The 13,798-nt window shown below is 54.9% G+C and carries 12 protein-coding genes and 1 riboswitch; of the genes, 4 read left to right on the top strand and 8 right to left on the bottom strand.

Annotation, left to right across the window (positions count from 1 at the left end; genetic code table 11):
• Positions 1-29: 29 nt before the first annotated feature.
• The 4 genes from KF784_10400 to KF784_10385 all read left to right on the top strand — a co-directional run bounded on the left by KF784_10400 (position 30) and on the right by KF784_10385 (position 3,208).
• The gene (locus KF784_10400; GenBank protein MBX3119467.1) at positions 30-605 is read left to right on the top strand and encodes an S-layer homology domain-containing protein; all 576 of its coding nucleotides are present in this window, start codon (positions 30-32) and stop codon (positions 603-605) included.
• 38 nt (positions 606-643) lie between these two features.
• Positions 644-1,261: a hypothetical protein gene (locus KF784_10395; GenBank protein MBX3119466.1), complete on the top strand. Its 618-nt coding sequence runs from the start codon at positions 644-646 to the stop codon at positions 1,259-1,261.
• Positions 1,262-1,371: 110 nt separating this feature from the next.
• Positions 1,372-2,406 (top strand): endonuclease/exonuclease/phosphatase family protein, encoded by a 1,035-nt coding sequence (locus KF784_10390; protein ID MBX3119465.1) that lies wholly within the window; start codon positions 1,372-1,374, stop codon positions 2,404-2,406.
• A 67-nt stretch (positions 2,407-2,473) separates the two neighbouring features.
• Complete coding sequence (locus KF784_10385) at positions 2,474-3,208, top strand: hypothetical protein (GenBank protein ID MBX3119464.1); 735 nt, start codon at positions 2,474-2,476, stop codon at positions 3,206-3,208.
• A 39-nt stretch (positions 3,209-3,247) separates the two neighbouring features.
• On the opposite strand, the gene KF784_10380 is transcribed toward KF784_10385, so the two are convergent.
• The 8 genes from KF784_10380 to KF784_10345 all read right to left on the bottom strand — a co-directional run bounded on the left by KF784_10380 (position 3,248) and on the right by KF784_10345 (position 13,537).
• Positions 3,248-3,478, bottom strand: a complete 231-nt coding sequence (locus KF784_10380; GenBank protein ID MBX3119463.1) for a NifU family protein — start codon at positions 3,476-3,478, stop codon at positions 3,248-3,250.
• A gap of 219 nt (positions 3,479-3,697) precedes the next feature.
• Positions 3,698-5,704 (bottom strand): glycoside hydrolase family 127 protein, encoded by a 2,007-nt coding sequence (locus KF784_10375; protein ID MBX3119462.1) that lies wholly within the window; start codon positions 5,702-5,704, stop codon positions 3,698-3,700.
• Positions 5,705-5,819: 115 nt separating this feature from the next.
• On the bottom strand, positions 5,820-6,773 hold the full coding sequence (locus KF784_10370; GenBank protein ID MBX3119461.1) for a hypothetical protein: 954 nt from the start codon (positions 6,771-6,773) through the stop codon (positions 5,820-5,822).
• A gap of 49 nt (positions 6,774-6,822) precedes the next feature.
• The gene (locus KF784_10365; protein ID MBX3119460.1) at positions 6,823-7,644 is read right to left on the bottom strand and encodes a carbon-nitrogen hydrolase family protein; all 822 of its coding nucleotides are present in this window, start codon (positions 7,642-7,644) and stop codon (positions 6,823-6,825) included.
• Positions 7,645-7,778: 134 nt separating this feature from the next.
• Positions 7,779-9,107: a homoserine dehydrogenase gene (locus tag KF784_10360; GenBank protein MBX3119459.1), complete on the bottom strand. Its 1,329-nt coding sequence runs from the start codon at positions 9,105-9,107 to the stop codon at positions 7,779-7,781.
• 176 nt (positions 9,108-9,283) lie between these two features.
• Positions 9,284-9,742 carry a hypothetical protein gene (locus tag KF784_10355; protein MBX3119458.1) on the bottom strand — a complete coding sequence of 153 codons (459 nt, stop codon included), beginning with the start codon at positions 9,740-9,742 and terminating at the stop codon, positions 9,284-9,286.
• A gap of 89 nt (positions 9,743-9,831) precedes the next feature.
• Positions 9,832-10,584: a prepilin-type N-terminal cleavage/methylation domain-containing protein gene (locus KF784_10350; GenBank protein MBX3119457.1), complete on the bottom strand. Its 753-nt coding sequence runs from the start codon at positions 10,582-10,584 to the stop codon at positions 9,832-9,834.
• A gap of 62 nt (positions 10,585-10,646) precedes the next feature.
• Positions 10,647-10,758, bottom strand: a riboswitch (TPP riboswitch).
• Between the two features lie 46 nt (positions 10,759-10,804).
• Positions 10,805-13,537, bottom strand: coding sequence for an AAA family ATPase (locus KF784_10345; protein ID MBX3119456.1), 2,733 nt, complete (start codon positions 13,535-13,537; stop codon positions 10,805-10,807).
• Positions 13,538-13,798: the final 261 nt, after the last annotated feature.

Genomic DNA, 13,798 nt, shown 5'->3' with positions numbered 1-13,798 from the left:
CTTCCGGTATTCCCAACCGTCCTTCAAGCATGAAGGTCACTCGCGTAGTTGTTGCTGGCTTGGCGCTGACTTTTGCCAGCGGCTCATCATCCCAACAGTGGACGAACAAAGGGACTGAGTGGGCGAGGCCGTTTATCCGTGTGGTCCAGAACAAGGGCATGTTGGCTGGCTATCCAGATGGCTCCGCTGGTCATGTCAGGGGTGAGTTCCCGTCGAAATGGGATCTTGCGGTGACGGCGAATGCTCTGGTGATGAAATACAGTCAGGTTTGGTCGGCAACTTCTCAAGAACAGAAATCTTATCGAGATACCGTTGCTCCAGGTACAGGTTGGGAGCTATCGCAACTGAAGCGATTGATTCGATACGTGTCGAAGGAGCTTCAGGAGATTTCGAACTCCTATGAAGACAGGCCATGCGATCCTGAAGACTTGCTGAAGAGAGTGGACGAGCTATCAGCGCATTGGGCCGCAGAGTATCCAGGGTTTGCTCGTCCATTTCCTGACGTTCCTTCCGATCACTGGGCGACTGGTGCGGTTGCGAACCTACGCAACGCGGGCATCCTTGTGGGTTATCCATCTGGAGAATTTGGAAAGCCGAAGCCTTGAAGGAGCGCCTTGACCAATCATCGAATTAGAGTATGGAAATGCTCATCCCATTCGCCCTATTGATAAGCCAGCAAACGACATACGATACGGTCGTCGAGCAACGGCTTACGTTCACCGAATCCGGCGTGAAGTGGCGTTTCGATGTCATGAATGCACGGCTCAATGACGAGCATTTCGTTCTTCTTTACAAGAATGGAAAGAGAGTCGCTGGATATGGGATGCCCGAAGAGGGAGTGGAGTTCAAAAAAGGGCAGTATGTATATGGTCGCTTTTTCAAAGTCTTTGAACCAGTTGTGAAAGCACCCTTTAAGGTTGCTGCTGTGCGTGGACACTCAGGCGCTGGACACGGACAGGATACGCTTTTCCTTGGATTTCGGAATGGCAAAGTGTTCCAGATGGGGAGGGCAGTCCAGAACGGCGGAGAATATGGAGGTCTAGTGAACTGGAAAGGCCAGCCCGATCATTGGGTGTTCGACGATTACGACTACTACTTGCATTACGATCTTAAGGAGTCGACGGCACCCTTCCACCACCTCCTTTATCGAATCAATAAACGGGGCAAGCTGGAGTTTGTCCGAAAATGGAAAGTCAATCATTCGGACAGGTTGAAGGATTTGGTTGCGCCGGCCGCTCGTGGTGTGCCAGAGATCTTTTGACTGAAAATGGTTGCCCCGGGATTCGTACTCTGGAGGCAGTTTTGTACCCTCTACAACAGCAGCTGTGGAGGGATCAGACTTGATGTTTACGAAATGGATAAGCTAATTACGTGAGTGATGCAGAGTCTGTTGACGTGCCCGAAAGTGATGTCCGGACATCACGAAAGAGTAGGCCCGTTAGGGCGCACTCCATTTGGCTTGCTCTCATTCTCCTTGACTGCCTCCTCTATGCCTTCAAGCCGGACATCCTTTGGGCTCTGGCGATCTTGCCTGTGTGGGTTTGGAGCTTTGTTGCTTGGCTGTGCCTGTTGGTGAGCCTGCGCAAGAGGAACTGGAGAAGGAAGGCTGCATGGGCGGGATTGTGGCTGATCCCAGTGTTGCTATTCTCCCAAGAATGGATTTCGCTGGGTCGAGGGCTTTTCGCCGATGACAAGCGCGGCGATCTGCGAGTGATCAGCCTGAACTGCGAAGGGGGATCGTTTGATGCGGCGAAAGAGGTTTTGGCCTACAAGCCGGATGTCGTCCTCTTTCAAGAGACGCCGAGCCAGCCGGAGCTTGACCTTCTTGCCAAAGAGATATTCGGTGAAGAGGGTGTAGCCTTTGCCGGACCCGATTGCTCCATCGTGGCAAGAGGGAAGAAGGAGGCTGTTTTCATTCCGTTTGTTGGCTCTAACCGTACAGTTGCCAACGCAACTGCGGCGCTCTTCAACCTCGGAAGTGGGAAGAAGCTGCTAGTTGTCAGCCTTCGGCTCCAACCGCCGGTCTTTAATCTCAACTTTATAAGCCCCGACTGCTGGACTGGGCTTGCCGAGAATCGACGAAGCAGAAGGCAAGAACTGATCGAGCTACGCTCAACTTTGGACGATCTAGCCGTTTCCAAGGACACTTTGGTGATCGTAGGCGGGGATTTCAATACACCACCCGATGCGTCGGTGCAGAACGCTTTACGACCGTGGCTTGAGGACTCCTTCAACAAGGCGGGAGTTGGGTGGGGCAACACCGGAGTGAACGCTTATCCGCTAGTTCGAATCGATCAAATCTGGCATTCCAAGGAGTTAACGCCGAAGCGGGTTTGGGCGGCTGAGACATTAAACTCGGACCATCGGATGGTGATTGCTGACTTCACATTTAACAAACAGAATTAAATAGTCAATTTTTTACAAGGATCATCAGGATTGATAAGTCCGTCTATTAGGTAAGCTCAGGTTCAACATGCAGACAGAGACCGCTCACCAACGATGCTATCGGTCTCTCCAAGGCGGAGAGGATGCCGAGTTCATATTCTTCAACGAAGGGGCTCATCTTGGCCAAGTAAATATGGCTCGCGACGCCCAACTCCTCATCGACGCTGAGAGGGGTTTTGTCGGCTGTCGAGTTTATGGATGGAGCGGCCCTTGGGTGAGCTTGGGAATGAACCAAGACCCGGATAAGGCTCTGCGTGTGAGCTGCGATATTCCTTGGGTTGTGCGTCCGACGGGCGGGAAGGCCGTTCTGCATGGGCACGACGTGACGGTGGCGATCGGTGTGCCGCTGTCAGCGATCTCTCGCGTATTGGGAGAAGAGCTGGATGCGAAGTCGGTTGCAAAGGTCTATCGATTCTTGGCCCGACCGCTGATCTCAGCCCTACGCTCTGGGGGAGTGGACGCTTTCTTGGGAGAGGAGACAGAGCAATTGCGCGCCGAAGGCCGGTCGAGCGATTGCTTTATGCACGTCTCCCCGAACGACATTGTGGATGCGGGGAGCGGCAAGAAGGTTTGCGGCTGTGCCTTGCGGCTAACGGATACGGCGGTTTTGCTGCAGGCAAGTATTCCTTGTCGGCGGCCTTTGGTAGATCCAGAAATGGTCTTTGAAGAGGCGCATGAGGGCTTCTTTATCAAGCTCGATGCGAACGCGTTTCAGAATGCGCTTGAAAGCACAATGCGGGAAACGTTTGGGTTTGCCGGGTGAAAAATCGGATATCTGATATCGGAGATCAGATTTCTCTTATCAAACCTGAATGACTTTTCGAACGCCAGGGACTAGTTCCCGCAGCCGCTCTTCGATCCCTAGTTTCAGCGTCACTGCCGACATTGGGCAGCCTACGCATGTTCCTCGGAATTTGATCTTGACGTCGCCTTCTTCATTCACGCTCAGGAGTTGAATGTCGCCGCCGTGGGATCGGGCGTAAGCCTGGACATCCTGCATGACCTCTTTGACGGTGGCATACAGCGGGCCCATTGATGCTGGGTCCTGCGGTTCACCGTTTCTGAATAAGCGCTGAAGAAGAGTCATTCGGTACCCCTAAACTATACTTACTTATACGGAAACTTTGGTGGGAAACGTTAGGGGGAAGCGTTGGCAAGTGGTTGGTAGGTTGTTGGCAAGTGGTTGGCGGGTTGCGGTTGGGTAGATGCATCTGCGGATTCTGAACAGGCGACGACGAAGCGTTGCCCTCTCTTACCTCTCCCTCACCCAAACCGCCATCGTGTTCGGCCCAGGATTGCACCAGGCGTAGTAGGGGATGAACTCGAATTCGGCGCTCTCCGATTCCGGCTCAGAGTCGAGATACAGCTCTTCATCCTCCCAGTCGGCATCCCGGAAGCCTGGCGCAGACAGCATTACCGAACCGTTGAAGCTCTGGCTCGGACGCTCGGCAATCTCGGTGTCGGTGTTGACCTTTGCCAGGAGTGGGGTGCGATCCTCGGCCCCGGACTGCAGGCAATAGACGACAGGCCCGCGCATGAGGGCGACCCGACCGAGGTTTGCCGCAACCTTCGGGTTGCACCGAACCCACTTCGGCTGAACGTCGAAGTTCACACGAAAGGTGTCGCCCGGCTTCCACCGACGGCGGATCAGGATGTAGTTTCCGTCATAGTCGGCCTCTTCGTCCAAACCCTCGACCTCGACATTCCCACACCACAGAGGAATGCGCACCTTCACCACAAACTCCATCCCTTCGGTGGGATCGACCTTGACCTCAACCTCTCCGGACCGCGGATAATCGCCGACGATCTCGATCTTGAGCCCCGGCGCGACCTCAGCCTGCATCGCGATGGGGAGGTGAATCCAGACGGTCTTGTCAGAAGTGGAATGGGCGTCTCGCCCATGCGTCCCATGACCGTCCCGGTCATGGATATCAGAATCCACGGGCGAGACGCCCGTGTGACGCTTGGGCGGGACGCCCAAGCCACGCTCCTCGAAGCCGTAAGCCCCGAGCGCATAGCTCCCCAAGTTCGCCAGCACGCGGGCGATGTTCGGCGGGCAACAGGCGCAGGTGAACCACGGCACGCGCTGATGCGTTCCGTGGCTTTCGTGGGGGTTAGCGTAGAAGAAGCGGTCGCCGCTGAGCGAGATGCCGCTGAGGAGCCCGTTGTAGAGCGCAAGCTCCATCACGTCGGCGTAGTCGCCCTCTCCCGTCTGCTCCAGCATGGCATGGCCCCAAAGAAACAGCCCGATCGCGGCGCAGGTCTCAGCGTAGGAACTGAGGTTGGGCAGGTCATAGTCCGTGGTGAATCCTTCATTGCTCCCCGACGGCCCAATGCCCCCCGTCACATACATGCGACGCTTGGTGAGGTTGGTCCAGGCGCGGGTAAGCGCGTCTTCGAGAGCCTGGTCGTTTTGTCCATCGGCGAGGTCTGCGGCGGCGATGTAGAGGTACATCGCTCGCACGGCGTGTCCAACGACCTTGTCATGCTCGCGCACGGGGGCGTGGTCCTGCGCATACTCGCCGCTGTACTTGCCGTCGGCATTCATGAATCCGGCAAGCCACGGCGCTAATGCATTGGTGGCTCCTGTGTCCAGCTCAGTCTCGAACGGTGAGGGTCGCTGACCACGCATGTCCACCATCCAGCGGGCTCGTTCGCGGTACTTCGGGTCGCCGGTGATGTTCGAGAGTTTGATGAATGCGAGTTCGATCTCCTCATGCCCGCAGAATCCCAGCCTGCCTTCGGGTCCGAAGATCGAAAGCACATGGTCGGCGGCTTTGATGCCGACGTTCAGGAGGGCCTCGTCGCTGTGGTATTGGGCCATCGCTACGCAGGCCTCGATGAGGTGCCCGATGCAGTACATCTCGTGCATTGCGGAGAGGTTGGCCCACTTGTATTGCGGGTAGTTGAGCTGGAAAAAGGTGTTGATATAGCCGTCGGCCTCTTGGGCTTGGGCGATGAGATCTATCGCTTCGCGGGCCGCTTTTCCGACTTCGTGGTTCGGGCGGATGGCGAGGCTGTACGCACAGGCTTCGAGCCATTTGTAAACGTCGCTGTCGTCGAATTTGAGCCCCTTGTGCGTGCCGCTCTCGCCCCGGACGACCTTGCGGAAGTTTTCCAGCCTCCCAGTCTCCTCAAGCTGCTTGTGGATGTGCAGCAGGGTGGTGCCCGATACGGTGTCTTGCCACTTTGACCAAAAGGGGTCGGTGATGCGGACGGAGGACAGGGGCAGCGAGCGCATGCGGCGACGAAAGGGCATGGGGAGGAGGATACCAATTTTGGATTTTGGATTTTAGATTTTGGACTTAGAACATGATAACTGCGATGCCCTGACCTGCAAGTGCAGGCGTGATGTGAGCGCTCTATCCACTGCTTCAACGCGGTCTAAGACTTAGCGACCGAACACGCATCCCAGCCGATGTGAATCGGTAGCTTTTTCGGGCACGAAGATCATGAGATGTCGATGTTCCCGACACAGGTTTATGACGGATTGAGCCATCGGTGTCGAGCGAAGAAGCGGCTATCTCGTTTTCGACATCGGCGTCTAGTTCGCGCCCGAATGCAGCCAGTTCAAACTCGCCGGTTAGCCAGTTCATTTGGTGCAAGCTCTCGACAGGATCGCCCTTTAACCAACTGATCGAGTAGATCCACGACGAAGTTGCCCCCTTCTTGTTCCAGGCCGAGATGGGAATGCCCTCGAAATTGGGGCAGGAATACTGCTTGCCATCTCGCTCAAGGATGAGGCCAGAACGCGCTTTGCCTATCGACGAGACGACTCCAACCGACGGGCCGTATCCGCCAGCGGTGATCCAGCGAACAGAGTCGTCTTGGGTTTCTCGGTTGTCTCTTACTCGCTGATGCTTCCACATGAAGACTGGGAGGTATTCGATACGTCTCCCTTGTAGGTCGCCATCAACGTCAATGACGTATCCGACCGGAGAGAAAAAGTTCTCTGAAAGTGTTGGCCGGATATTGAAGATCGGTTCACGGTAGCTGCTGCCGAAGTTACGCGGGTCGATTGCGGAGATTGTCTCGCCTTCAGCAAGCTTCCTGGGGTTATTGAATGGGGCTTTCGCGTACCAAAGCGAGAATTTGCCACCGTTCGAGCGCGTCGTCCATGCTATGGCATCCCGGCCCTCCCAGCGCACTTGGACACAGGCCGCCTTCGAGCTTGTAATTTGTCGCGTGTTGCTTCCGTCTTTATCACAGATGTAAACCTGTGCAATATCTCTGCCGAGTTTGCTGTCTGAGTTCAGATTTCGTGCGACGTACGCGACGTCGGCGGTATTGAGGAGACAGGTGCAGAGCAAGTAGGAAAGACCGAGCATCGAGGAGTTGACGCTCTATCTTTATGCGCGTTTCGCTGGGGTTAACTGGCTACTCCCCGAGCACTCCGTACAGCTCCGGTCTGCGGCAGGCGATCACATCCAACTCATACTCCCCCGGAATGTTCACAACATGCTTTTGCCGAGCTTGGGCGAGATCGCAGTCCGCGATAACGATCGCTTCATCCCGATGGTCCGCCGCCGCAAGAATCTGGCCGCTGGGGGCGATGATCCGGCTATGTCCGATGAAAGTTGTGCCCTTTTCCTGGCCCACACGATCCGCTGTAGCCATGAAGACCCGGTTCTCTGCCGCACGCGAGATCGAGCCACTTTGTGCGGAGACTTCGGCTCCGATCGGCCAGTTCGTCGGCAGGCAAATGATCTCTGCACCTTTCAGAGTTAGGACGCGAGCAGCTTCGGGAGGACGCAGGTCGTAGCAGATGAGGATGCCGATTCTGCCGACCTTGGTATCGAAGACTTCCAGTTCGTCTCCCGCTTCGTCAAAGCGGTCATAACCCAGGCAAAGCAGGTGAGCCTTTCTATAGCGCCGCATCGGCATGCCCGGCTCATAGAGGCCGGCTGTGTTGCGAAGCTTGTCCTCAGAGTCGATTCCAGCAAAACCGACAATGGCCACGATCCCCGTCTCCTCAACGACCGCTTGAATCTGGGTGTGGACGGGGTGGTCCGTTTCGGAGATGGCAATGCTGCGGGCTTCTTCGGCGGATGCGGCGGCGTAGCCGGTGAGGAAGCACTCGGGGAAGACGGCCAGTTCGACGCCTTTTTTGGAAAGCTCGCGGACGGTCGCGCAAACCCGGTCGGCGTTGGTTTGGGGATCGTTGAAGGCAACTGTGAGCTGGCAGCAGGCGACGCGCATTTCTCTATGTTGACAGAAGAGAATTGGGTAGCGAGACTGGACTACCATCCGAAAAGGATATCTGACTCAGTTACCCCACCCCCTGCACCCCCTCCCCATCTTCGCTCCGCTCAGACAAGGAGGGGGAATGCTGCTTACTCCTCAACCCGGATCGCGGAGCAGACATCCAGCACCACCGGAAGATCGCGAATAACGCTTAGGGCTCGCTGGAAGTCTGACTCTTGGCAGGTGTGGGTGAGGAAAACGATCTCGCCGATGTTTTGCTCTGGATCAACAACGCGCATCTCCATCGCGGCGAGGGAGACGTCGGCGTCGCCGAGTGTGTTGGCGATTGCGCCGAGGACTTTGGGTTGGTCTTTGACTCGGACTCGGAAATAGTAAGCGGTCCGCAGCGCTCCGATAGTGGCAAGGCGGAAATCTGCCGCCCAAGGAATGGCGCTGCCAGGACCCTCCACCATGTGGTTTCGAGCCACGTCAATCACATCTCCCACAACGGCTGAGGCGGTGGGTTTTGAGCCCGCTCCCTTGCCGCTGAGCATCACGCTGCCGACGTAATCGCCTTGGAACCAGAGAGCATTGTAAACATCGCTGACCGTGGCGAGAGGGTGGGCTTTGGGGATCATGGCGGGGTGGACCCGGCAGATGGCTTTGCCATCGTCCCAGGGCTCACAGATGGCAAGGAGCTTGATTCGATAGCCAAGCACATCGGCATAGTGCATGTCCACGCTGGAGACCTTTGTGATGCCCTCGCGATAGATATCTTCGACGTCGACCTGGCTGCCAAAGGCGATTGAGGCGAGGATGGCGAGTTTGTAAGCGGCGTCGAAACCTTCGACATCGGCGGTGGGGTCAGCCTCGGCGTATCCCTTTTCTTGCGCCTCACGGAGGACTTCGCCAAAGTCGGCGCCTTCCTCTGCCATTTTGCTGAGGATGTAGTTTGTGGTGCCGTTGACGATTCCCATCATCTTGACGAGATCGTTGCCGGAGAGCTGATGTTTGAGCGGTTGGATAAGTGGGATGCCCCCGCCGACAGCGGCTTCGTAATGGAGGTCGAGACCCTTGGATTTGGCGAGGTTGACCAGGCGTCCGCCCTGCTTGGCCATCAGTTCTTTGTTTGCGGTGACGACGCTTTTGCCGAGCGAAAGAGCTTTTTCGATGAGGCGTTCTGCGGGATCACAGCCACCTATGAGCTCAACCACAACGTCGACGTTGGCGGACTCGACAATGGAATCAAGGTCGGTCGTAAAGAATGAAGAGGGAAGGGACCTTGTTTTTGCTTGGTCGCGAATGCCTGCGGTCACGATCTCAAGACCCATGCCCGCGCGAGCCTCGATGGTCTCTCGGTTCTCTTCGAGCATACGGTACACACCTTCGCCAACCGTGCCAAAACCAAGCAATCCAATGCGAAGGGTACGCGGTTGAACACCCGTGGACAAAAATGAGGAAGCCTCGCCAGCGTTCATGAGGCTCAATTATGAAGCCCGCACCATGGCTTCGTCGAGTTAGACCCAATTGCGTTTGCCGTCAAACGTGCTGACTCTACTTTGCCTAAGAAGCACAGTCCGCACAGCCAAAATGGCTAAGAATGTTCGGCGAGCAGGTTGAAATCTTGGATTGGATGGGGCCGAGCAAAAGGATTTCAGCTCACGTATAGGAGGGGGTCGCCTTGGTTGACGATATCACCGCTCTTAGCCGCTATCTTTTGGACTGTTCCGGCCATCGGCGCGACGATCTCGTTAAAGACCTTCATCGCTTCGATGAGTGCGACGACCTGGCCAGCCTCGACAACGTCTCCCTCGTTCACGAAGGGGGCCGCAGTTGGGCTTGGCGCGGCGTAAAAGATTCCGTTCATCGGGCTGTTGATGGGCATTCCGACAGGCTTTTCTGCTGCTGGCGCAGGTTCGGGAGTGACAGTTTCGCTTGCCATCCCGTCCATATCGGCGTGCCCATCGTGCAATACCGCCGGTGCTGCTGTGGGAGCAGGTCGGTTCTTTCTTAGAGCCACCCTCCAGTCGTTGCCCTTTAGTTCAGCCTCAGACAGGTTGAACTCGGACATGATCTCGGCAAGCTCATCGACGCGCGTATTGATGTCGGACACGGGGATATTATGGACGATATGGCGGTCGGCGATCAGCTATCGGCGATCACATTCCAAGATAGCCGATAGCAGACCGCTGATAGCTTGCTTCAGTCACATGCCCAATACCAAGTTCCGGCGGTTGGGTGCGCTTCGCCCGATTTTTTGCCTTCTGGGTTCACACGGGCGTTGTCGAATTGGCCAGGGGCGACGATGTGCCGAGCGCTGCCGTCGGCAAAGATGAAGATGCCTCCACGTGGGCTCCATTGTTTGTAATAGTCCCACGGAGACGGGCAATCATAGCCGTACTTTTCGCAGTTGATGTCGATGCGCTTGTCGAAGAACGGAAACATCTCCGAGCGCATAACCCGGGAGTCGGAAGGGAACTCGATCTGGGTTTCTTGAACGACCCAGTTGTCGGTTGTTGGGTTGTTATTGGTGGAGGACTCTCCGGCGACGACCGTGTAAAGGCACTTTGTGAAGCGGTAGGAACTGCCGTAAGCCTTCCAATAAGAGTCGGAGCCGGGAACATCGACTGACGTGTATGGTCCTCCGATATCGAACGGACTCTTAAAGATGTTCTGGTTCTTGCAGTAGGGTTGGAGGAGGACCTCGACGCCTTTGTGTCCTGGCTGCCAGCCGGGAGGGGCGCTATTGTAAGCATAAAAGATCGGCATGGTGTCGTCGTAGTCGGTGAGATACATTTTCACCGCCATGCCGATTTGGCGTCCGTTGCTGATGTCGGCAGTTGTTTTAGCCGAGACCTTCGCTTGAGCGAAAACGGGGAAGAGAATGGCCGCCAAGATGGCGATGATGGCGATGACGACAAGAAGCTCAATGAGCGTAAATGCGTTGCGTTTCAATTTTGTTCACCTCAAATAAGTTGAGCCACCTTTGACGATTGCAAAGGCAGCTCAACCACCGCGGTGAACGCCTTCCACAATCCCTACGCCGGCATTACCCGGATCAGGTTATTTGGGTCATCGCCCGGTTCCCCGGTACGAAATCTCAGCCTTGCGGCCCCCCATGCGGATAGCTCTGTTTCTATTCTACGGCATTTTGAAAGCAGCGTCGCAACAATGGTCAGTCACGGACAGCCATCCCGGTCCAACCCGAATCGCTTTGCGAAACTGACCGGACGATTTCAACCATGGTAGCGTCGTCATCCTCGGGGCATAACTGATCGAGGGGTTTGCGAGGACTATTGAGGATGACTATCTTCCCGTTCGCGACCCTTTCGATACCCGTATGCTGGTGGAAGCGGGCTGGCAGATTGTGCCATTTCACCTCGCCGCGCTGTACGTTTACCAGCCTTTCGAGATCATGCCTCAAATCGCGAAAAGTGAAGCTGTCTTCAAGCATGGCGAAGGCCTTCAGAACTCTTAGGCTAATCCTTGTAACTTCAGGGTGCATGCTTGTTATCATGTGTGTACCGATGTAGATCCTCTCCAGAGCCTGCCCTTCGCGGGCCATCCGGCTGAGAATCATAAGTCTCGCATACTGAGCAGGTTCGTTTCCAAGCTGGCGACCTCTCAGTTCAAGCAACTCTTCGTAAGCAAAGTCGTTGCCTATCGCTACCTGATCTCTTAGCTTTTTCAGCTCTGCGCAAAGAACAGGCATCTGGTTGCGGATCTCGTCTCCTACAGTCAACGCCTCATTTAGCAAGAAGGGTGGCGATGTAAGTCTTGACAGGAAGTCGCTCTTTTTGAGTGTGCGGTCAGAGGCCTCGTAGGACTCTCTTTCTGTCTTTGTATGGAATTCGGTTAGGGGGGAACTGTGCTTTAGGCCTATAGTGACTGCGGTTCCATCCTCGCACTGAGAGTTTTCCGATTTCCCCGCGATTGCGACCTGCGCGGGTTCGTGGTCGCCTTCGACGAGAGCATAGCTGGGGAAACCTCTGTCGCTGCCAGATGCATGAGTCGCAAGAAAGTTGTCAATTTCTGCCACTAGCTGGTCTCTTGTCTCCTCCAAATGCCTGACTGTCCTTGGCTGGTGTCGCGTCTGCTTGAGGTCTTCCGTACCTACGAAAACCCAGACACAAGGGTGTATCGTGAAGGATTTTCCTTCGCGGTTGTAGTGCCCATCCTCAAGAGGTGCTAGAAAGGCGCTGTAAACGTTCTGGTTGTCAAGGAGTGCGTTTATCTCATCGACGAACACGAGTATGGGGGAGGTAGGGTCTTGCGCCTGAGAGGTGACGATCGTGTCGAAGAAGGAAAGCAGATCCTCCTTGCGAGACAGCTCAGTGATGTTAACCTGCAGCACCCTCAGTCCTTTAAACCTTGCTAACTGCTTCACAAGCGTTGACTTGCCTCCGCCAGGATCGTCAACGATCATAAAGCTTTTGTGATGCTGTCGGTTTGAGCGCACAAATCTGTCAAGTTCAAGGGACAGTTGATTCAGCGTGTGCCTCTTTGTGCGCACAACACTAATCACGCCGGGAATGTCGCTCATTGCGCGCCACACTTCGAGGTACATCCTGCCGTTCCGCCTGATCGCTCCTAAGCCTGGCCAGGCTGTAAAAGAATCCTTGTATTCTTTCAGAAGATGGTTCCATGCAAAGCTGACATGCTTGTCAGTCTCCAGTGCCTGTATCCTTTTGTGTAGCTTATCTGCCGGGTTCCCTTTTATAGTCGTTATCCCACAGGCGTCCCCAGTTTTCGTATCGGCAAGCCTAGCCGAGTTTTCCTTCCAATCATTCTTGGAGATTCGACCTGCTTCTTCCTGAACCCATATGCCTGTAAATTCTAAGGCACGAGCAATTGCGGAACACCAATGATCCTCATCATTGCAGACGACGTCTGAATGAAAAAGGGCGGCAAACAGCGCAGAAGCACGAGGCATAAAGGATTCAGGCTGTTTTTCTTCCATCATTTGATGAAAGCACCCGAAAGCGGGGTCCTCAGGGATTCGTGCAATGAGCGAATTGCGACCGGGAAGGGCGATAACTACAGGGCCATTTTTGCTCGTCTCATATTCCATGTCAGGACACAGATCACGGAACTTAAGATCAATGGCCTGCAATGCTGCGCGAGTAGGCGCTTTTCCGTCGATAAACCAGTGTCGGACCTCTTTGGCGAGTACATCGTTCGTTGTGGCCTTCGCTGTGGCTTCATATTGATACAAAACAAGCCTGAGTTTTTGACTTTTAAGCTCTGAAATCCAGTCCGCATTCCATTGCTTTGTTGAGACATACCAGGTGGCATCTGGATAGCATTTGATCAGCTCTTTGATAAGATCCTTAGTGACAATTCCATGCCCATGATCTTTCACAAGGATGTATTTGATATCCGGGATTGCTTTCTGAATATCGTGAAATGAACGTCGATGCTCGCCCGACGGCGCTGGAGTCTCAAAGTCAATTCGATGGACTATTTTGTATTCGTTGGAGGATGTTTGGCGATAGACTCTAATGACGCGGCTAGTGCCGCTTTTAGCAGATGTTGAAAGGTTGTAGACCCTTTGCGGATTCTTCGTGCCTATCGGTTGGTATTCGATCCTTGATTTCAGGTGCAGCGGATTGTCCCCGATGTTCTTGCCGCGCATCATTGCCTGAATGAGTGGATCATCCCCTATCGCCCAGCTGCCCACGCCATAGATTTCTCCATACAGTCCTCTATGACTTCCAGCTTCGAGAATGCTAGCGACTTGGCCAGCTCCGCATAGGGCTCGGACAGTGGCCTCTACTTCATGTATAGATAGGCTTTGAACGTCGCCGGGCCGACTAGCAGTATCCGATTCGTGCGGTGCTACAACCCAGTGTGCATCAACATACCAGTCTCCTATGACTAGTACGTTTGAACTATTGCCTCCATCCATGCGCGCATCATACCCAACGTTCTGCTTCAGTAAGAGATGAAGGTTCTGTACTCTTTGAGACAAGAGAAGCGATCCTGGCAAAATTCCCTGGTCAATGTGGACCTCTAACAAACTGTAAAGCCCCGACGGGTGATCGGGGCTTACGATGAGAGGAGGTCACGTTAAGTGATCCGAGCTTCGCCGCACTTTGCTTTCGCTCCGAACGGTTCCGCTCCGGGGCGCCTGGGCGTCTCGGAACGTGCCGTCTTGGAGTTTGGAGCG

The sequence above is a fragment of the Fimbriimonadaceae bacterium genome (assembly GCA_019638775.1).
Taxonomy (GTDB): domain Bacteria; phylum Armatimonadota; class Fimbriimonadia; order Fimbriimonadales; family Fimbriimonadaceae; genus JAHBTD01.
Note: the sequence above shows the minus strand (reverse complement) of the source record. Positions and strands in the feature narration are given on the sequence as shown.